The following is a 21,263-nucleotide window of genomic DNA, read 5'->3' on the forward strand; positions in this document are numbered from 1 at the left end:
ATGGCGATCACCAGGCGGACTCGGCCGTCTCCGACAGCGCGGTGAACCGCACTGTGCCGTCGGAAGGTTCGTCGTCGCGCTTGCGTGCGCTGGGTGGTGTGACCGGGGCTCGCGGGGGTTCGGGAATCATGTCCTGAACGTCGGGCATCCCGGGCAGGTACTCCGAGAGCCGGGGGATGCGCGCGGTGTCGGCGCGCAGTGTGTCGAGCAGCTCTTTGGTCTTGCGGTGCATGGCGGCCGCGGCGTCCTGGGACGCCGTGGTGACGGCACGGGCGATCTCCGGGAAGCTCAGGTCATCGATGTTGTCCGAGAAGCGAACCTGGATCACGACATTCTCCGCGTTGACCACCACGCTGACCCGGCCCGCCGCCGCGGTCGCGGTCGCGGTCAGCTGCGACTGCTCCTGCTGGGTGCGGGCGATGGCGGCCATTCCCGCGCGCACGGTGTCGGCCAGATCTTCGAGCTGGCTGTGTGCCACTTCGTTCGCCATCGGTTCCTCCTACCTACCCCGTCCGCTGCGGTGCCGTGTTCGGTGTCGGTAGGTCAGCTGAGTCCGTCTTCGTTGGCGCGTTCGGCGGTCTGGAACCGGTTCGCGGCCTCGACCAGAGCACGCGAATAGGACTGCAGTAGCTCGACTTTCGATGACACGACCGCCTGGAGGTTCGTATCCGATGCGCTGTAACCCTGCTCGCCCTCGGCGAAGTTCTTGCCGAACTCGTCGGCTCCCCAGCGTCCCCAGTGCGCCCGCGAGGCCGCGGACACATGGTTGAGGATCTCGTCGATCCGGGTCGCGAGGCCATCGAGATCGCCACCCGTGCCGCGCAGATTGCTGATGTAGACCTCGACCGGATCAGCCATGTCGCACCTCGCTCTTCTGGGTGAATCAGTTTCGATCATTACATGAATTCTGAACCATGCCAACGGTAACGGGATCTGAACTGTCGGCGACTACCGGGCCGCTGCGACGGTGTGTGACGGCATGGCATGCTCGGTGCATGGCTCGCACAACGTTCCACGGCGACATCGAGTCGGCCGGCCACGAGGTGGTGATAGCGCTCGTGCGTGACTGGCTCGCGCAACCACAGCTGTCGATGACTTTGCGCCGGACCGGCTACGAGACGACCTACCGCGACGACACCATCGAGGTGTACTGCCACGAGGCGACCGTTCCGGGAACCGGCGACTCCTTCTACCTGCTCGAGGGCGTCGTCGAGGCCGAGCCGGCCACAGCCGCGCAGCGGCTCGCCGTGCTCGCAGGCGCCTGCCGGGCTGCCGGAATCGACTGCTCCATCGACTACGCCGAGGCCGACGCCGAGGGCTCCGCGATCGGCGCAGAGTCGACCATCGAGTGAGGTGGGGACCGCCGCCGGCGGTGCTAGGGTGCGTGGTCGGAGGATGAATGGCTGAGGTTCCCGGAGCCGAACAGGAGCTGCGCAGGCTCGGTGTGTATCTGCTCGAGCAGGTGCGGGTCGTTGCCGCGCACGTCACACCGGACGCGGTGATACCGGACTCCGCGCTGCCCGACGCTCCCGAGGTCGCCGAATGGACCGAGCCGCTGCGCTATCGGTACAGCCTGCGCGTCCAGACCGCCCTGGCTGCCGGGGAATCCGCGGCAGCAGCCGTGCATCGAAGCGCTGAGGCGTTCGCGGCCGGTGGTTTCGACATCGTCGAGGATCGGCGTGCGGGCACCGTCGCCTCCCGCATCGTGGTGACCGGAAGCCGGGACGGATTCCGGATCGAGGTGCGGGTGTGGCCGGAGACCGGTGACGTCGTCTATGCCGGTGTCACCCCGATGCTCGCGCTGCGGACACCGCGAGCGCAGGAGCTGCCCGACCCGGTCCGCACCGCAGGCACCGTCGAGCCGGGTCACGTGCTCTGTTACGAATGCGGCGGACTCGGCTGGTGCCCGGCGTGTGGTGGCAACGGCTGGGTACTCGATGACGCGGGACTGCGGCAACCGTGCCCGGAATGCCGCGAGCAGCGGGTCTGCCCGATCTGCCGCGGTGCGGGGCAGTTGCAGGTAGCGCGGTTGCGCCCAGTCGAACGGGCCATGTACCCACAGCTCGCCGACGGATCAGCGGGAGAGGACCCATCATGACGACGGCGTTGCCACTGGCGCGGACGAATGCCGAGGCACGCCTGTTCCTCCGGCTGCGTCCGTGCGCAGCGTGTGGTGCGCGGCGGTGCGAGTTCCGGAGCTCGGTCATCGCCGCTGACGGGCCTGCGAGCAGGTATGCGGGACAGTGCGAGTCGTGCGGCGCGCATCGGGAGTATGTGTTCCGGCTGCCCGAGCAGATTCTGCCGCCGCCCGCAGGCCGGGTGCGATTCGGCGGCGCGCAGGCCTCGCAGCTGCTCGACCCCGGTGAATGGCTGCACTATTCGCGTATCTGCGCCGACCAGGCCGGGCCCGGCGACGACGCGCAATCCGCCGCGGCGCGGCACGCCCTGGCGACGGCGCTGGCTGCCGTCGAGGAAGTGGTGAAGTTCATCCCTGACTCCGCGTCGGCGGTGCCTGCGGCGGCCTTCTTCGCCGACGCGGGACAGGCGATATTCGCCGCCGAACCAGGCAGTTTCGACCGTGACCGGCTCGAAGCCGTGCGCACGCACTACAGCGAGCAGCTCGCGCGACGGTGAGCCGACGTCGTCGCGGCGGCGTCGAATACTCACCATTCATGTTGTCGTAACGAGGGATTCGCTCACCACTGCCATTCTGTTGCGCAGGCAAACGAGTTGTGGTGTGGTCGGTGCACCGACGGCGGAGGAATGGGGAGCGCGATGGCGGAGAAGTTCCAGTACGAGCCGCTGCTCTTCCGGCGGGCTGCCGCCAAGACCGGTTCGGTGCGTGACCAGATCAACGGTGTGATCAATCGGCTGGAGGCGGCGACGAACGCGCGTGGCACCTGCTGGGGCAACGACACGTTCGGCAACAACTTCTACAACGGTGACGCCGACAACGGCTACAAGACCTCCAAGGCGAACACCACCGACAGCGCCCGCGCCATGGCGGAGAACATGAACTCGTTCTCCACCGGGCAGATCGAGAGCGCGCAGTTGCTGGAGAAGATGGAAAAGGGCAACTATGACGGCATGCACTGATCAGGAGCCCGCTCTCGCATGACGAACGAACATGCCAAGGCACAGCTCGCCGACATCCTCGAGGGTGTGCAGGAGCAGATGCGTGCCATCGCACACGTGCAGCAGGAACGCGCGAAAATTGTTGCCACCGCGACGGTTCGCAAGCGCGTCACCGTGTCGGTGAACGCCGACTACAAGGTCATCGAGACCAAGTTCAGCACCGATATCGACGACCTCACCTACCCCGAGATCGCCAGGGCGGTGACCGAAGCGGCGCAGCAGGCCTGCGCGGAGGTCGCGCGGCAGACCGCGGTGATGATGTCGCCGATCCAGCAGAACCACGCCCGGCTACCGAAGCTCGACGACCTGGTCGGTGACATGCCCGACCTCCGCATTCCGGAAGCGGTGGAGGCCTCGCTGGCTGCCCCGAACGCGCCCGAGCGGCTGGAAGATTCGGCCACCGAACCGCAGTACCCCCCAGCGCATCGACCCGGTGCGGCGACCGACTCGAGCTGGTGACTCGAGTAATCACGCATGGCAGAACTTCCTGCAGAACTCGCCTGGCTGAAGTATCCCGCGGGCATGGAGTGGCCCGAGGGTGAAGAAGAGCAGCTGTGGGGGCTGGCCGGCGACTGGAAGCAGGCGGCCGCCGAGCTGCGCGAGATCCTCGACGACATCGATGCGGCGAAAGCCGCCTCGCTGACCGCGTATCCGGTCGGCAAGGGCGTCGAGGAGATGATCAAGGGCTTCGACTCCATGCGCAGCGGCGACGGGTCGGAGAAAGATCAGTCGCTGGAGAAGCTGGCCGAATACTTCGAGGCGGTCGGCAAGTCTGCCTACGACGCCGGCACCGAGATCGAATACACGAAGATCATGTTCGTCTCGTCGCTGGCGCTGCTGGCGGCCGAGATCGCGCTGTGCTGGATACCGCCGACGCCCGCGTCACCGGGGTTGCAGGCCTTCGCGATCGCGATGACCCGCGTCGCGGTTCGGCTCCTCGGGCAGACGTTGACGCGAGCCCTCGTCCGCATCGCCCGCCAGGCCGTCATCAAGACGATCCTGAAGTTCCTGGCCAGGCACGTGGCCATCGACCTCACCCTCGGCACCCTGCAGGAGCTCGGTACGCAGGCCTGGCAGGTCGGCCAGGGCCACCGCGACCAGATCAATCACCGGCAGCTGCTGGTCACCATGATCAGTTCGGCCGCGGGTGGTGCGGCGGCGGGGCCGTTCGCCGGTCTGCTCGGCGACCGGATCATCAAAGACCGGATGAACAAGTGGCTCAAGGCCGCCATCACCGGGCCCGCCGCCGGGTTGATGGGCGCCGAGGCGGGCAACCTGGCCGCGATCGGCACCCAGTTCGGAATCGACCTGCACGACCAGGGTTTCGACAAGGCGTGGGACAACGCGACGAAGAGCCTCGGCAATCACGATCCGCTGATGTTCACCGCGGGCGCCTCCAACGGCCTGCTGTCCAGCTTGAGCGGAACCGGCGCGCACGCGTTCAAGAACCGCGGGATCACCACGCCGGGCGTCGACACGATGAGTGCCCCGAGCCTGAGCGAGCAGATCGATGCGATCGTCGGCATCAACCGGCCCGACGGCGGTGAGGGTGAAGGGGACGGCGGGGGCACTCGGACCGACGACGGCGCTGGAGAGGGCAGGGGCACCCGGACCGACGACGGTGCGGGGGAAGGTACTGGTGAGGGCGGGGCGACACGCACCGACGATGGCGCGGGGGAGGGTGCGGGCACCCGGTCCGGCGACGAGGCTGGGCAGGGCGAGAGCCGCGCCGGTGACGGAACGCGGGATGGTGAGAGCACCTCCACCGACTCCCGTAACGAGGGGTCGACCCGAGCCGGTGGCGCGGGGCTCGGTTCCGGTGGTAGCGACGGGTCGGCGATGCGGCCGGCTTCCGCGAGTGGGGCCGGTGGTGATTCCGGGTCGGGACGCAGCGAGGCCGGTGACGGCGGGAACCAGCAGGCCACTGCCGAGGGCGACGACGCGACCGATGGCGGGCGGGCGAACGACGCCGCGGGCTCCCAGCGCACCGGCGAGGATTCGCGCACCGATGATTCGAGCGCTGACGGCGTGCGGGCGGACAACGGCGGCCGATCCGCCGACGAATCGCCAGCAGCGAATCGTGCTGATGGAGCGGCAGATTCGCCGTTGGCGCGGGGCGACGCGAATGGCGGCCAGCGGGCGGGGGTTCCGCTCGGTGCCGATGGGTTGCAGGGCGCCGACCTCGGTGTCCGGGGGAGCGCGGATACCGGCGCGCCGGTGTCGGCTGTCGCGGACAGCGACGCGACCAATGCCGCGGCCGCTGGTGCGGCGCCGGTTGTCGCGCACGCGGCTCCAGCGGCCGCCAATCCTGCGCCCGCGACGAATGCCCCGGTGGGTGGCGAAACACGTGGTGCCCCAGCCGCTTCCGGTGCCACGCGTGGTGTCACCCCAGACTTGCGACAAGCTGTAGGGCCGGACATGTCCTCGGCGCTGCCGTCCGGCGATGGTGTCATCGACTCGGTGGCCGACTCTGCCGCAGACTCGACCACGGACTCCGCGAGGGACTCTGCGGCGGACTCGACCTCTGATGCGACCGTCGATGCAACCGATGAGTCCTCGGCCGAATCGTCACGTGCTGGTACGGCCGACGCCGTCGCGCCGTCTGCCGGTGACAGCCGCGCAGGTCTCGCCGACGCGGGCCGGGCCGGCGCGGACAGTCAGCCGACGGTGCGCGCCGAGCATGCCGACAGCGAGGCGGCGAGCGCCCGCGACGTCGCCCAGGCCGGGGAAACCCGTGGCGCCGAGCCGGTTACGGGCGATCTCGACGGCGCTGTGGCGCCGGTTCTGCCGGTCGGCGTGGGTGAGGGCGCGCCGCCGCACCGGCCCCGGCGGCGGGCGGGTGTCCCGCTCAACGATCCGGGCCCGGTCGGTGCCGGCGACGCCGATCGCGGCACCGGACGCGCTGATCAGAGCTCTGACTCCGATGCCGGAACAGACCGCAGCACACCGGATTACGACCACTTCCTGCCGAACGGTCAGGGCGTTGTCTACACGCCGACCGCCACGTCCATCGGTAACGACACCAGTACCCACAATGTCCGCAACAACCTTCGCAACGAGGGCGCACACGACGTCATCGTGCACGGCAGCAGGTCGGGGCATCCGATCCCTGGCCGCAGCGACCGCGTCGATCCGGAGGTGATCGCCCAGGCGATCCGGGATAATCCCGACTACGTGCCCGGTACCCCCATCCGGCTGATATCCTGCCACGCCGGTGCCGACGGCAGCTGGGCAAAGCAACTGTCCGATCTGATCGGCGCGCCGGTGCAGGCACCGACCCGGGAAGTCGGCACGACGAACCTCCCCGACCAGCCCGCGCAACTGGTCGGCGGTAAATGGGAGACCTTCGGACTGGTCGAGGGCGCCGCCGGGATCGCCGCAAGTGACGGTGTGCCGAATTCGGCTGATTCCGCCTGGCCGCCGAGAGATTTCGGTGATCTCGTCGACAACGACCTGATGGGTGAGCAGGGCAGGTCGCGAGCCGACCTGGAGGCAGCACTCGGTGGCCCGCTGCATGAATTCCCTGACCCCGGCGGCGACCTGCCCCGCCACCAGGGGATCGTCGACGAGCTGATGCACATGGCCAGGGATACGGACCCACGCGACATCGCCCGTGGCGCCGGTCCACGTGCCTTCGTCGTCGACCAGTTCGTGAGCCCCGGTCAGGGACTGGTCGTCGGTGGCAAGCCCTACGCCATGGTCGTCGGGCTCGATCCCGCGACCGGGCAGCATCGCGTCGACATCCTCGACCCGAACACCGGCACGCGCCATCCGTATCCGATGCCGACACCGCGTGATCTGCACACCGTTTCGGCGGTCCTGATGGATTCCCAGGGCAATGCGGTGCCACCGCGCGGCGCGGACCCGCGACAGTCGTGGGGTGCCGACCGGGATGCGGCGCCGCAGGCCCCGGTTGCGCCCGATCAGTCGGCTGGGCCCGGCGACCCGCGGTCCCCGGTTGCGCCCGATCAGTCCGCTGCGCCGAGCGACCCTCGGTCCCCGGCCGCCGACCCGCGATTGCTGCTCGCCGCCGACCGCAATGGTCCGGTGTCGGCGGCCGACCAGAGCGGTCCGGTGGCGGGCGCTGACCGCGGTGATCCGGTGGCGGGTGCCGACCGTGATGGTGTCCGGCTGCTCGACCCCGACGAGGCGTACGCACTGGGTAGGTCTCCGGAGCAGGTTGCCGGTGACGGGCTTCGGCCCGGCGACTCGGCTCCAGATCCGCGCAACCGCGCGGAAGCGCCTGCGCAGCAAACTGATCCGCGACGCATGGCCGAACAGTCGAATCGGGCGGGTGACGTCGTCGACCACATCCGCCGGACGCTGTCCGAGCCCGGTGCGATCGATCCGCGCGGTGACCTGGCGAGTCTACGCAACCAGGTGGACGGGCTGATCGCCCGGCTCGACGGCGAGCTCGGCGACCGGCTCGCGCCGACCGATGCCACGACCCGCCGGGCGATCATCGCCGACGCGGTCGACCAGCTCCTCGCGCGGACCTCGCCCGATGCCGTACGGGACGCGATCCAGGGCACCGTGCGTGACCACAGCGCATGGGAGCCGTTGGCGCGCAACGACTCAACGGACATCGCCGAGCCACCGATCCGGTTCTACGATCCCGTCGACGCCTACGAGACGGGTCGCAATCCCGACCTGGAGCGTGACGCGCCGTTCGGGCCTGCGGTCGATGCCGACGGGCCCCTCAACCTGCCGGACGGTGCGGGGCCGCCGCGCACGCTCGAAGAGTTGCGCCGCGCGGATCCAGATCTGACGTTCGACGATCTGCTCGACCTGCGCGACGCGTCGTATCGGGATGCGGGGATCGAGCCGCCACCGCTGTCGCGGGAGAGCCTCGACAATCTCCTGCGCGAAGTCTGGGCCAACCGTGACTCGGTGCACGACCCCATGGATGTCTACAACCTCTACTCGGGGGCCCCGGAACCCAATGTCGCGAGCGATCCCGCCGCGTACACCCGCGCGGTCGGCGACATCGTGGACACGCCGTCGGAGGCCCGCAAGGCGATGCTGCAGGCCGCCAGCAGCTTTCCGATGGAGCCGGGCCAAAGCGACGCGCTCGGGTTGCTTCCGTGGCACTTCGTGCACTTCCAGCGCACGGGCGACGCGGGCACCATCGAGGTCGGGTACCGGGTGTACGTGAACCCCAGGATCGATGCCGCGCCCGCGTTGATGCGAGATCTGGTGCACGACATCATCGACCGTCCCGACGCTTTCCCCGGTGTTCGCACGGCGAAGATCACGACGCCGACGGCGGAACGGTCCGACGCGATCGTGGTCTACGTGCGCGATCTCGACGACGTGCAGCAGGTGACCCGATGGCTGAGCGACTATCGCGACCGGGCCGGTGACGTCTTCCTCTTCGACGCGCCACCGATGACGCAGCAGGTGATGGAGGGCGTCGGTGTCGGTGCCCACCCCAAGGGCAAGAGCTTCGGCCACGTGCGGGCGGTCGCGATCCAGAGGGCGCTGGACGCGGTACAAGCCAACGGCGGGGACTTCGCCGACTTCCTGGCCGAAGTTCAGCGCCAACTGCCCGCCGCGGGCGTCGACCCGAACACTCCGCATCTGCGCGCCACGGAACCCCCGCAACAGGCATGGCCGGATCGACGCGACGGTTTCGATCGGATGGGCGAGGACGAACCCGCCCGACCGGACGCCGACGATGACGGCGACTCGGGCCGGACGCCGCCCGACGACCGCACCGGCCGCGGCGACGACGAGACCCCCGCCCAGCGGGCCGCCCGGATCCGCGCCGAACTGGCCGACCTGCGCGCCGACGTCGAAGCGAACCGGGCGGAATTCCTGCACGGGCTCGCCGATTCGGTAGCCCAGTCGGACCCGATCGCCCGCGAAGGCGAGTCGGTCGACTCCGCGCGCGGCCGCGCCTGGCAGGCCGACTGGAACACCCGCCAGCTCAGAGCCGACGCCGACCTGCTGTGGACCTCCGCCGGTGGTCGCCCGGATGCCCTGGCGCCGACACCGGACCCGCAGGTCGGTCCGACGGCCGAAGGACCCACGGTCACCCCGGATCCGTCGGCGCCGGACCCGCGAGCCGGCTGGATGGCCGATGCTCCGACGACGTCGCCGGATCCGTCGAGCCCGGATCCGCGAGCGGCGTGGATGATGGATCCCGCTGCCTCGCAGTCGGATTCCTCGACCTCGGATCGGCGGGGCGGTCCCACGACCGACGGTCCTACGACTTCACCCGAGCCTTCGGGCCCGGACCCGCGCGTTGGTTGGATGATGGATCCGGCTACTTCGCAGCCGGATTCGGCGATTTCGGATCTGCATGTCACGCCCGCCTCGGACGGGCCTGAGGCAGCGCCGAAACCTTCGGGCCCGGATCCCCGAGCCGCTTGGATGATGGATCCGCCTGCCTCGCAGCCTGATCCGACGACGCCGGACCCGCGGGTCGGGTGGATGACCGAGGGCCCGACGAATTCGCCGGAGCCCTCTGGCCCTGATCCGCGCGTGGCTTGGATGATGGATCCGCCTGCCTCGCAGCCTGATCCGTCGACACCGGATCCGCGAGCCGCCTGGATGATGGATCGCGATGCCGATTCCGGGCAACCGGATCCGGGCTCGCAGGGACCGCGGCCCGATCTCTCGGCAGCCGACGACTGGGCCAAGGCCGAGTACGACCGGATGATGGAAGAGCGCAACCGGTTGGCGCGGGAGATGGAGTTCTGGCGCGCCAAGCGTGACGATCGGATCAACCGGTTGATGGGGATCGTCGACCCGGAAGAGTCGCTCGGTACCCGCGCCGACCTCGCGAACACGATGCGGCGCCTGGCGTCCGAGGAGGCCTCGCAGTCGACCAGGGTCGCGCCGATCGGCGAGGAGGCCGGCGGGCAGGTCAATGAGCGACGGTCGCAGGCCGACGCGGCCCACCGGCGGGAGATTGCGGCCAAGCTGGAAGAGGCCGCGCGCCGGGTCATCGAGATGCGCGAAGACCTCGCGGCTCTCGATCGGCGGATCGCCGAACTGGAGGTCAGCGGCGCCCTCGACGGCAGGCCGCCCAGTGCCGACGCCGCCGCCGAACTGGACAAGCTGGCGCGTCAGCGGGCCAACGAGCTGTTGCGGATCAAGGCGCGCCGTGGCATGCGCGACGATCTGGCCGACCGTTTCGGGCTGATCGACGACGACGGGGTGATCGACGAGGCCGCGCTCTCCCCGGAGAACCTCGCCGCGACGATCGATCAGCTGCGCAATGACCATCCCGACGGCCGCACCGCGGAGATCGACGCCCTCGCCCTCGCGGCCAGGGAGGTGAACGAGGCGCACAACCGGATCGGCCGCCTCCAGGACGAGATGGCCCGAGCGGCAGGCGCCGCCAGGACCGACATCGAGGCCGACGGCGGTCGGATGGCGACCAGGGATGTCGGTGTCGCCAACGGCGATCCGCCGCGGATCATCGTCTACGGACCGCGCGATCAACCCGGCTACATGCCGCGCGAGGACGGGCTCTCCGATCACGAGCACGCCCTGCGGCACGCGCTGACCACCTCCGACGCGGTGGTCAGGGCATTCACCCGGGACCACGCGACAGTGGAGTTCCGCCGGATCACCGCCGACCGTGAAGGCAACTTCCAGGTCGACCCCGTGCCGGACAACGGCCTGCAGTTCCAGCGCAGGACAGTCGATTACACGATCTCCGACAACTTCGGCGGCAACGTGCGTCTCGACATCGCGCGCTGGCGCTCCGCCGACGGGACGTGGCACGACGTCAATCCGGATCGCACGCAATGGGAGAACCGCCGCGGCTCCGACCGCACGCCCGCCCATTTCGAAGGCAGGCCACTGCCGGAGGGTGTGAGCAGTGTCGGTGTCTCGCCGACGCAGGCGGCCGTCGTCGACGCGATCAGCGGTTCGTCCGGGCCCGGCATCAACGAGGCGTTCCTGCCGAAACTTCCCGGTGGTCTGTCGCCGCTGAATCCCGGCATGGACAGTCACGCGGACCCGGTTCCCGAAGCGGCGTCCATGCTGCTGCGGATCACGCTGGAAGTGATGAAGTTCGCCGGCTGGTCGTTGTTCCAGGACCCCAGCAATCCCGAACGGATCAAGCCCGGGTTCAAACCGAAACGACTCATCCGCCGGTTCACCGCGGAACAGCAGCCGTTCGTCAACCCGCCGGCCGGCGATGACATCGTCGGCCGGAATCCCGCCGAGGCCGTGCGGACGTGGAACGCGCAGGCCGAGCGCCGGGCCGAGTGGACCCGGGTGCAGCGCTGGGCCGACGAGCAGTACGAGACGTTCCTGCGCGACGACAGCGACGTCGCGGCGATCGCCGACACCCTGCGTCAGCAGCGCGCCGACGATCAGCGCACCCGGGCGCGGGAGATGGTCGACGCCGTCAAGCGCGCGCTGGACGAGGCCGCCGCGCAACTGCCCGGCGACGGCGATGCCGATACCCACCGACGCGGGCTGATCGACCAGGTCAAGGAGATCCTCGCCGACCCCGACGTCCGCTTCAGCCGCAACGACGCGGAGGCCGACGCCCGCCGCGAGCGTGTGCGGCAGGTGTTCGACTGGCTCGACTCGGGCGTCCACCCGCACGTCATCGCCGATTCGATCGCCGACCAGATGACGTCCCGCCTGCCCGAGCTCACACCCGAGAACATCCAGCAGATCAAGCGCCTGCTCATGCAGGACTCGTTGCTGATGACCGACCCGGATTCCGGTCAACGCCGCTGGCGCCCGCTGGATCGGCTCGCACACGTCGCCGAGGCCTGGAACCGATTGACCCGCGGCGAGCCGGAGCCCGGCGATCTGTTGCTGATCAGCGATGCCTGGGAGTGGTCGCAGCGGCTGCGCGCCAGCTACGAGACCAACGACTTCACCCGCACCTGGGACGAGTTCCAGGATTTGGTATCGCGGCCGCAGAGCGACGACGTCACTGCCAACCAGCGGCGGTTCGACATTCTCACCTGGGAGGAGATCCAGAACCAGGTGTCGCGGCTGCCGGGCGACCACTGGGAGGGCAACCGGGGACCGCTCACCGAATGGCGCGCGGACATCCGGTACGAACCGCCGCTGCGGAGCACGCCGGACAACTCCGCGGGGATACGACCCCTCGTCTCCGAGCCGGGACCGAACCAGATCGAGCCGGGGGAAGAAGGACCGGAGGCCACCGGCGGTGTGCCCGCCGAGACTCCGCCGTCGCGGCCCCCGGCCGCGCCCGGCCAGGCGTTGCGGGAACCGGCCGCCCCGCCGTCGTTCGATCGGATGGGCGACGACGATTCGGTGGATGCGGGCGCCGACCCGACCTCGCCAACCGTGCCGAACCAGGATCCGGTGCCCGCCGGGATGTTCCGCGGCGAGGACGGGCTGTTGCATCGTCCCGGCGATCGCCCGGACAGCTACCGCGACCCCGACGGCACCTGGCACCAGGTCGACGACGCCCCGAACACCTACCGTGACAAGGGCTTCGGCTACCACGATGCCGACACGCACTGGTTCCTGCGTGATCACCTCAGTGCCGCGGAGTACGAGTTCCACGTGCAGAAGGGTGACTCGGCCAAGTACACGGTCATCGATCCCGACCTCGCCCAGCAACTGCGCGACGCCTCCATCCTCCGGCTGGAGCTGCAAGCCGAACGGGACCCGATCGGCGACACGGTCAAACGCCTCATGGCCGACTTCGACATCGAGCGCATCGCCGATCTGGCGGCCGAGCGCCTCGGCCCCGAGATCCAGCGCCAGCAGGCCAGGGTCGAAGCCGATCCCACGCTCAGCGAGGCAGACCTGATCGACAAGCTCACCAAGCTCGCCGACCTGGAAGCGGCGGCGACCAAGTACAACGACCTCGGCCCGAAGCTGGTCGACGCGTCCAAACAACTCGGTGAGCTGGCGGGCCGGGCGTTCGCGCTCGATCCGCAGGTCCGGCCGGGCGCCGTCCTGCTGTCACCGTATGTCGGCGCTTTCGACGGTGCGGGAACCGTCGACATCGCCTCGATGGTGCGCGCTGTCGACGGTCAGCCGCCGACGCTGGTCGTCGTCGAGGCCAAGGGTGTCGGCTCGACACTGGGTGGATCGAAGAAGGCCCGGGCGGAACAGGGTTCGCCGGAGTACCTGCGGCGGACCCTGGAGATGGACCGCAATCTGCGGGTGATCCTCAACGAGACCCCGGCCGAGATGGCCGCGCGGGGTCTCGACCCGGACAGCGAGGCGGGCCGGGCGCTGATCGACGCGGTGCGCGAGCTCCGCGAGGCGCAGCGCGACGGGACGCTGCGGGTCGAATACCACCTGGTGCACGCGTCTGCTCGCGGTGAGGTCACGGTGACCGAGCTGCTGCTCGAGCGCGACGGAGTCAATATCCTCGCCGATGTTCCACTGCCTATCGCCCAGCTGGACACCATGGGCGCCGACGACGAGGTCATCCACTATCTCGGCGACCCCGGCGACGAGGTTCCGCTGCCACGAGACGGGCAACCGTACGGCTGGCTGCTCAGCGCGCCGGATCGGGCGACCATCGAGGTGCGAGATCTGCTCGCGCGCACCGTCATCGGTGGCGAGGCGCTCGGCGTGCTCGACGCCGTCGACGCGAGGCTGCGGGTCGGTGAGCTCGACGATCCGGCGCCCACCTCGTTCGACGGTCGGGCGATGGACGTATTCGTCGGCGCCGACGGCCACGATCGCGTCGCACAGGCCGACGCGGTGGTGCGGGTGGGCGCGCTCGCCGACGCGGTGATCGCCGGCCGGGTCGAGACGACGCCGTCGCAGATCCGTGCGCTCGACCGGGACGACCACATCACCGCCCGCGTGCGGGCCGAGGCCGAGGCATTCGGCAGGCAAGCCGAATTCCATCGCGAAGTCGACGCCGCGGGCCACGATCCGCTCAGCGGCACCACCCGCGATCCGGTGGATACCGCGATGCGACGGGCGCTGGACGAGGCCTACCTCGCGGCCTACGACGCGGCGGTCGACGCCGCCGTCGGGCAGGATCCCGCGCCGAGCCCCGAGCAGTTGCGCGGCATCGGTAGGGAAGCGGGTGTCGCCCGGCTGCTCGAACACGAATTGTTCGATACTCCGGATGGTTTCAGCCGCCGGGACGAGGCCGCCGCGGAATGGGACGCGCATCGTGATCCGGCACTGCGCGCCGGACTCGACGAGTACGTGCCGTCGAACCGCGACACGGCCCGTGACCTCGACCGCCTGATGCGCGAGCAGGCCGCGGCCTCGCGGGCACTGATGCGCGTCGAAGCCGATTGGGACCGGGTTTGTCATCGCCTGGTGCGCGGCTTCAACCTGCCCGCCGACGAACTGCCGAGCACCAGGCGCGAGATCAGCGACACGCTGCTGCGCCGCGCGATGGACATCGACATCTGGCACGGCATGGACAACGCGCTGCTGCTCAACGAGCTGACCGCCCAGCACACCAGGGCAACCGTCGATCGCGCTCGCCTCGTCGACGAGATCGCCGACACCGTCCGGCGCGACCTCGCACAGCAGGAGAACGCGCCCGTCGATATCGGTCGGGTCCAGGTGCACGGTGACGAATCCGGTGTACTGCGCGTCATCCGGGACACCGATACCGGTCCCGAGGCGAATGTCGACGTCGCGCCCGCGTCCTGGTTGTCCGATCCCGACCTCACTCGCGAAGCTCTCGCCCGGGCGAGAGCCGACCATGCCGCCTTGGTCGACCACGCCAACCGCCTGTACCTGAAGCCGTTCGGGGAACTGACCGGCTGGGTGCCGGTGACGCCGTTGGCGGGGTTCGGCCGGTGGGCGGCGGAGCAGGTGGCCGCGCGCGGTGTGTCGGTGCGTTTCACCATCGAGCCCGGTTTGCGGACCAGGCCGGGGTCGGGTCCCGGCCGGGGCGCTGCTCCCCCGTACGACCCGGTGACGAACACCCTGGTGCTGGATCGTGACTCGTCCACAGACCAGCAGGCCAAGCAGATGGTCTTCGCCGCGAGAATGGCGGACCTGCTGGCCGACGTCGATGGGCTGCCCGAGTGGCTCACCCTCAGCCGGGACGAATACGCCGATCGGATGGCGGACCGGGTGGCCGACGCGCTCGCGCTGTCGTTCCGCTACGACGCCGATCGTAGCGAGGTCGTCCCCACGGTGGACGAGACGCCGCTGCGGCGCGTCTACGACGAGGCCTACCGGGACGGGCTGCGGACGGCGACGAAGGCCTACGCCAAGCTCGGGACGGTCGCCACCGACGACCTGTTCCACGCCGCCGCGCATCGAGCAGGTGTGCGGGCCGTGCGCGCCGCACTCGCCGACCAGGGACCGTTCATCGGTGGCCGCGACTATCACGACCACTTCGGCGCCGAATGGGATCGTGCCCGCGGCATCACGCCGCCTGAACCGGCCGTCGATGCCCCGTCGGATCGCACCCCGGCGCCGACGGGACGGAAGGACGCGCGGGCACCGTTCCTCGCCATGGAGATCGAATCCCTGCGATCGATCCGGGACATGGGCGACTACGTTCCGGTCAGCCCCGCCGAACGCGCGTACACCGATGCCTACGACAAGGCGCACACCAAGGCCGAGCGGGCGCAGCAGCGCGATGCCGACGCGCCGCCGCCCGAGCGGGTCGCGGCCGAGGCGGGCCGAGATGCGTTGCGGCGGTATCTGAATCGGGTTGGTCCCGAGCATGCCGAGATCGTGCTCGACGTGGCGCGTGCCGGTGGGGACAGCACGAATCCGCACTGGGGCAGGCCCGCGGTGACGGATCGGGTGGAGTCGCCGAGCGTCCGCGACACCGACACCACGAGCAGAGAATTCGCCGATCGCGCGTTGGCCAGGTACCTGGACCTCGATCCCGACGGTGTGCGCCTCACCCCCCAGGTCGCCGAGTTCCGCCAGCGAGGTCTGTTCACCTGGCGCTGCCTGCACGTCGTCGCCGAGCCCGGCGGGCATATGGACGCACTGCACGAGCTGGCGGCGACGAGGCCCGAGTACGCGACCGCGGTGTGGAACTATCTCGACCACGAGGCCCAATTCGCGGTGCCGGAGCGGGGGCCAGGTGGGGAACCGGCGCTCCGCTACATCCCCCAGAGCGAAGCCCTCGGCGCGCTCCGCCGCCCGGAGGGCGACGAGGCCCTCGCGCAGATGCTCGGCCACTATCTGCGGTACCGGCAGGAAGGTTCGACGAACCTGGGCTTCGGCGACTGGTTCGATCAGCTCGGTCCGCAGCATTTCGACAACCCGGAGCAGACCGACCGTAGGCGCCGACAGGCACAGCCCGAGCACCGCGACTCGGTCGTGCGCTACCGGGGAGACTTGTACTACGACGGTGTTCGTGCCGCCGCCACGCCTGACGGTCCGGTGCCCGCGCCGCCGCATCCGGCTGAGGTGGCCCATCGCCTGGCCACCCGCCGCATTCCGCTGTTGCCGTCGGCGGGGGAGTATCCGCCGCACTTCCGCCGGCACCTGGTCACCGTCGGCCCCGTCCGGATGGCTGTCCAGCTCGAGCCCGACGGTCATGGCCGCTGGCGCGTGCCCGCCCCACGCGGGGACGCGTCGGTCGCCGACGTGCTCGCCACCCGTTTCCAGGGTTTGACCGACGGTGATCCGGTGCAGCTCGTCAACCGCATAGCGCGGATGCTCGAGGACCCGGCTGCCGATCTGAACGACCGTAGTCAGCCGCGTGGACGCTTCGGGAGGTTCATCGAGCGGCTGCCGTTCGGGTCGTCCCCCGATCGCGCCGAACCCGTCGTCGACCGGATCGCGGCGATCGAACCGGAAGCGGGCGGACCAGGTTTCGATCGGATGGGCGACGGATTCCAGCTGCGGCCGCCGGACGAGGATGTCGACTCCTTCGACGCCGAGAACGAACGGTTGCTCGGGGTACCCGGCCGCGATGAATGGACCGGGCTGAGCCCGGACCAGGTCGGCGCCCGCCTGCGCGACGAACTCGCCCGGATCCTCGACTACCCCGACATGGAGACGATCGGGTTCGACCTGCCGGGCCTCAACTGGCAGATCGTGCAGGAATTCGCCAGGAGCATGGTGGATATGGCGACCCTGCATCCCGAGGTCGATCTGCGCACGGTCTCGATCAGGCCGCTGCCGTGGACCATTCTCGCCCGCACCGAGAGCCGCCTGCTCGACACCGGCGGGTACAGCAGTGAAGTCATGCTCAACTACGACCAGGCGACCAGCGCCGGCGGTTTCCACGGGCAGGTTCGCGATTCGGTCGACGGCGGACACTTCTACCCGGTCGCGCTGACGCGGCCGGTGTACTACATCGCGGTGCACGAATTCGGTCATGTGCTCGACGCCACGGGCCAGTTCAAAGCCAGGCTCGTCGCCGAAGCGCAGCTGCTCCGATCGAGCAGGCTCGACCCGGATCAGAGTTACGGCGACTGGCTGGATCAGCTCAGCAACTACAGCCTCGACGACGGCATGCTCGATCCCGGCGAGGCACTGGCGGAGGCGTTCGCCCAGACGGTCATGCTGGGCACCGACGGCGTGAGCAAGCCCGTTCGCGCCCTGCACGACCTGCTGATGAAATACCGCGAGAACCCGGAACTCGACACCGCCGCCGATCTCGACCCGACCACGTCCGCCGACCGGAACCGCGACGGTAACCCTGACGTGCGAAGCGATCTCGCCGAAGCGCCGTTCGATCGCCTCGGCGACGAGTCCGACCCGGACAGTGGCGCGAAGAAGCCACAGGGCGAGCCATCGCGGTCGCCGGACGAAACGGCCGGCCGCGACCCGGACGACCCGATCGAGCCGACCGCCGTCGGCCACCCGCCGCGGGTGACCATCGATGTCGACGGCGAACAGGTGCCGTTGAACGTGCGCCCGGACGGCGATGACCGCTGGGAGGTCGTCGACGAGAACGCGCCGCTGGCCGACGCGGCGCCGACCTCACGGCTGCGCCGGGAAATGCAGTTCATCCGCGAGTCGTGGCCCCAGCACGTGGAGCAGATCAAGTACCCGTCCGGCTCGCCCGTCGGTGACAGCAAGGGCCAGGCCGCGATCGCCGACGGCATCGGCGGCGTCACCGATCTCGTCGAGTCGTCCGGCGCTCCGCCCGCCGCGCCGGTCAACCCCACGCCGCCGACATCGCCGGATACGCCGGTGATCCAGGCTCCGCCGGAAGCGGGCGGACCGGATCCCACCTTCCTCCGGATCGCGCAGCAGCTGCCGATCTGGATCGCCAACCGCGAGAAGATCCCGCTCCTCGGCAGGCTCTCCGCCCGGATGCGCGACTCGGCGGGCGAACACCTGCCGATGCGCCTGCCGGACGGCTCGGAGTATCAGCCCTGGTACTCCGATGTGAACGCCGACGATGTCCGGACCCAGGTCACCGGAGATCTCGAAGTCGACCGTACGACACCCGACGAGGCGCGCGAAGCACTGCTGCTCGCCTTCGCCAATGCCGATGGCGGACAACGGGAGCGGATCATCGAGGCGCTGCTCGAGCACGACCTGATCTCGCCCGACGACGCGGATCGGCTCGCCGACGAACCGCCGGCCACGCCGCAGCTGCCCGAACCCGCCGGGCCGCGGCCCGAAGGGGAGACGCTGGCCGAGGCAGCTCAGCGGCTGCTCGGGATCGAGCTCACCGACGAGTCGCTGCCCGCGGTGCAGCGCGTCATCGACGAGCAGCAGTACCGCGCGATGCGGATGGTCGGCTCGATCGAAGGTCTCGCGGCCGCGGTGCAGCGGTTCATCGAAGAGCAGACGATGCCGTATGGCAGGGTTGATTTCATCGAAAGACCGGATTCGAACGGTCTGCCGGGGCGGCCGGAGCCCGCCGCCATCGACGAGCCGGGCGGTCGTCGTGACGACGAGTTCCTCGACGACGACGACTATTTCGACGACGAGGACTCCACCGGGACGACGCGACGGCCGGGCAGATACGACGATCCCGACCCCACTGGCCGGCCGGTGCCGATCGGCGGCTCGGTCAGCTTCACCGACCAGAACCCGCTCGGCCGCCTCCGAGACGAGTTCCTTCGCGCCTTCGGCCACGATCCCGGGCTGCTCAACACCGTCCCGATCGGTAACGGCGCCGAGCCACTGCCGGAGTTCGGCGACGCGGACGAGCTCGGCCGGGACGACGGGCTGCGCAAGTTTTTCGAGCACGCTTTGCGTCGCGATCAGCTGCGCGACGAGCTGGCCACGTGGGCGGCCAGCCGCGATGTCGGCATCGATGAGGTGGCGACGAGGGCGGCTGCCGATGCGCTCCTGGAGCGGCTGCGCGCCGAGAGCATCGCCCGAACGGCCAGGGTCGCCGAGTTCGCGGCGATGGCCGAGCGAATGTTCTTCCCGGACAGCGACGAGAGTTCGCCGGCCGGCGCCAGGCTCGGCGATCAGGCGGTGCGGGTGCCGTTCGCGAACGGTCCGGAGCGGTTGATCATCGTCGACGGGCTGTCCTCCCGCGACCACGTGCTCGCTGGTCTGCTCGCGGACGATCCCGACCTCGCTCGGCAGCTGGACGGGGGTGAGCTGGTCCTCAACTACGGTGTGGCACAGACCGATTGGTCCGGTCAGGTGCGGATCGAACCGGTCGAGACGCCCGAGGTGCGGTTCCGGCGCGAGGTCGTCGACGGGCGGGAACTGGCCGTCACGCTGCTGCGCGACGGCGACGGGCCGTGGCGCCCGGTGCTCAACGCCGACGAGGTCGCTCCCACGCCGCAGGCCGATCCCGACACCCCGCCGCGCTCGCCCGCCGCCGTGCTGACCGACCTGGTGCAGGCAGTGCGCGACCTCGGCCTGAACCCGCTCGCACTGAACCCGGATCAGCTCGCCGAGCTGATACCAGACCTGCGGCTCGACAACGCGGTGCGCGCGACCCAGATCGAGGCATTGAGCGATTTCACCCGCTCAGCCAACGACATCCAGACCTTCCACGACGTCAGTGACGCGCGCAGTCACCTCGCCACCCGGCTCGGTCTCACCCAGGCCGAGCTCACACCGGACACGCTGGCCGCCGCGCTCACCGACACCTCGACGGCGAGAGCGCTGCGTACGCAGCAGGTCGCCGATCTTGTCGCCTACGCCAAGCAGTTGCGCGAGATCAACCCCGCCGCGGTCGACGCCGCCCGCGACCAGTTGGCCCTGCGACTGGTCTCCGAGGACACCGCCCGCAGACTGGTGCCGAAGCGGTTCATCGCCCGCGTGAACATGGATCCCCGGATCATGGCGCTGCTGGCCCCGGGCTACGTCGACGCTCCCGACGGCAAGCGCGTCTACGCGGTGAGCAAGAGCGAGCTCTCGGCCAAGAAGCTGCGCAAGCTGATCCGGATGCTGGAGCGCGACGGGCAGCACGCGCTGCTGCGCGACGCCCTCACCGAATACGCGACCGCGCTGCACCAGGTCGACGTGTATTCGGCGGCCTCGCGCGGGGACGAATCCGCCGATCCCCGTGTCGTCGACGGCAGGCTGCCCATGCACGATCCCGACGCGGTCTACAGCCTGCGCGAGGTGGTCGCCGCTGCCATGCGTGGACGGGACGGCACCGATTTCGCGCAGGTGGTGGCCGAGGCCGCGGCCCGGCCCGACAGTGGGCCGCTGCCGAGCGATCCGTCGCGGCGCCCGACCGCGAGCCGGGACTGGGCCAGAATCGTCGGTGTCGACATCACCGACGCCGACGACGCCACCTTCCGCAAGGTGTACGAGGCGTACCGCGACGGCCGGATCGAGAAGCACGAGGGCCTGAGCCCCGAGCAGCTGGTCGCCGAGCTCGCCGCCCTGCGCGGCGAGATCCGTCTGCGCGCCGACCAGATCGACACCCTCGAGCGCCTGCTCGCCGAACTCGACTCGGCCATGCGTGCCGAGGGGCTGCCCACAGACGACTCCGGCCAGTTGCCGGGCGCCCCCGATCCGACGCCGCAGGAGCCCGATTCGGGACCGGACAGCGATCCGAGTGGCTCGACCGATCCGTCCGCCGATGGCGGAAATCAACGTCCTCCCGGCGAGGCGCCCGACGAATCACAGCCGAGTCGGAAGCCGGACAACCAGCTGCCGGATCCGTTGGCCCAGATCGACGCGGCATTGGAACGGGAGTCAGCGGCGCTCGACAAGGCGTTCACCGACGCCGATGAGAAGTCGGCGGCCGAGCACGATCGGGTCGCTGATGATCTGGACCAGATCGACGGGGATATCGCGACCCACGCCGAATACGTGGCGGCGGTGCGGGATCT

Annotated in this window: 8 protein-coding genes; 6 read left to right on the top strand and 2 right to left on the bottom strand. The window is 69.8% G+C overall.

Annotated elements, in window-relative coordinates:
* Positions 1-7 precede the first annotated feature (7 nt).
* Positions 8-490 carry a YbaB/EbfC family nucleoid-associated protein gene (locus ACFVAV_RS19700; RefSeq protein ID WP_379036396.1) on the bottom strand — a complete coding sequence of 161 codons (483 nt, stop codon included), beginning with the start codon at positions 488-490 and terminating at the stop codon, positions 8-10.
* 53 nt (positions 491-543) lie between these two features.
* Positions 544-858, bottom strand: a complete 315-nt coding sequence (locus ACFVAV_RS19705; RefSeq protein WP_379036397.1) for a hypothetical protein — start codon at positions 856-858, stop codon at positions 544-546.
* Positions 859-995: 137 nt separating this feature from the next.
* Here ACFVAV_RS19705 and ACFVAV_RS19710 point away from each other — a divergent pair, with 137 nt between their 5' ends.
* From ACFVAV_RS19710 to ACFVAV_RS19735, 6 genes are all read left to right on the top strand, one after another.
* Complete coding sequence (locus ACFVAV_RS19710) at positions 996-1,352, top strand: hypothetical protein (RefSeq protein WP_379036398.1); 357 nt, start codon at positions 996-998, stop codon at positions 1,350-1,352.
* Positions 1,353-1,399: 47 nt separating this feature from the next.
* The gene (locus ACFVAV_RS19715) at positions 1,400-2,098 is read left to right on the top strand and encodes a hypothetical protein (RefSeq protein WP_379036399.1); all 699 of its coding nucleotides are present in this window, start codon (positions 1,400-1,402) and stop codon (positions 2,096-2,098) included.
* Positions 2,095-2,634, top strand: coding sequence for a hypothetical protein (locus tag ACFVAV_RS19720; protein ID WP_379036401.1), 540 nt, complete (start codon positions 2,095-2,097; stop codon positions 2,632-2,634). The genes ACFVAV_RS19715 and ACFVAV_RS19720 overlap by 4 nt, the downstream gene beginning before the upstream one ends.
* A gap of 141 nt (positions 2,635-2,775) precedes the next feature.
* Complete coding sequence (locus tag ACFVAV_RS19725) at positions 2,776-3,096, top strand: hypothetical protein (protein WP_379036402.1); 321 nt, start codon at positions 2,776-2,778, stop codon at positions 3,094-3,096.
* Positions 3,097-3,114: 18 nt separating this feature from the next.
* Positions 3,115-3,594 carry a YbaB/EbfC family nucleoid-associated protein gene (locus ACFVAV_RS19730; protein WP_379036403.1) on the top strand — a complete coding sequence of 160 codons (480 nt, stop codon included), beginning with the start codon at positions 3,115-3,117 and terminating at the stop codon, positions 3,592-3,594.
* 15 nt (positions 3,595-3,609) lie between these two features.
* Positions 3,610-21,263, top strand: a 17,654-nt coding sequence (locus ACFVAV_RS19735) for a T3SS effector HopA1 family protein (protein ID WP_379036405.1), incomplete at its 3' end; no start/stop codon positions are given.

The organism is Nocardia sp. NPDC057663 (genome assembly GCF_042799895.1).
In the GTDB taxonomy this organism is placed as follows: Bacteria; Actinomycetota; Actinomycetes; order Mycobacteriales; family Mycobacteriaceae; genus Nocardia.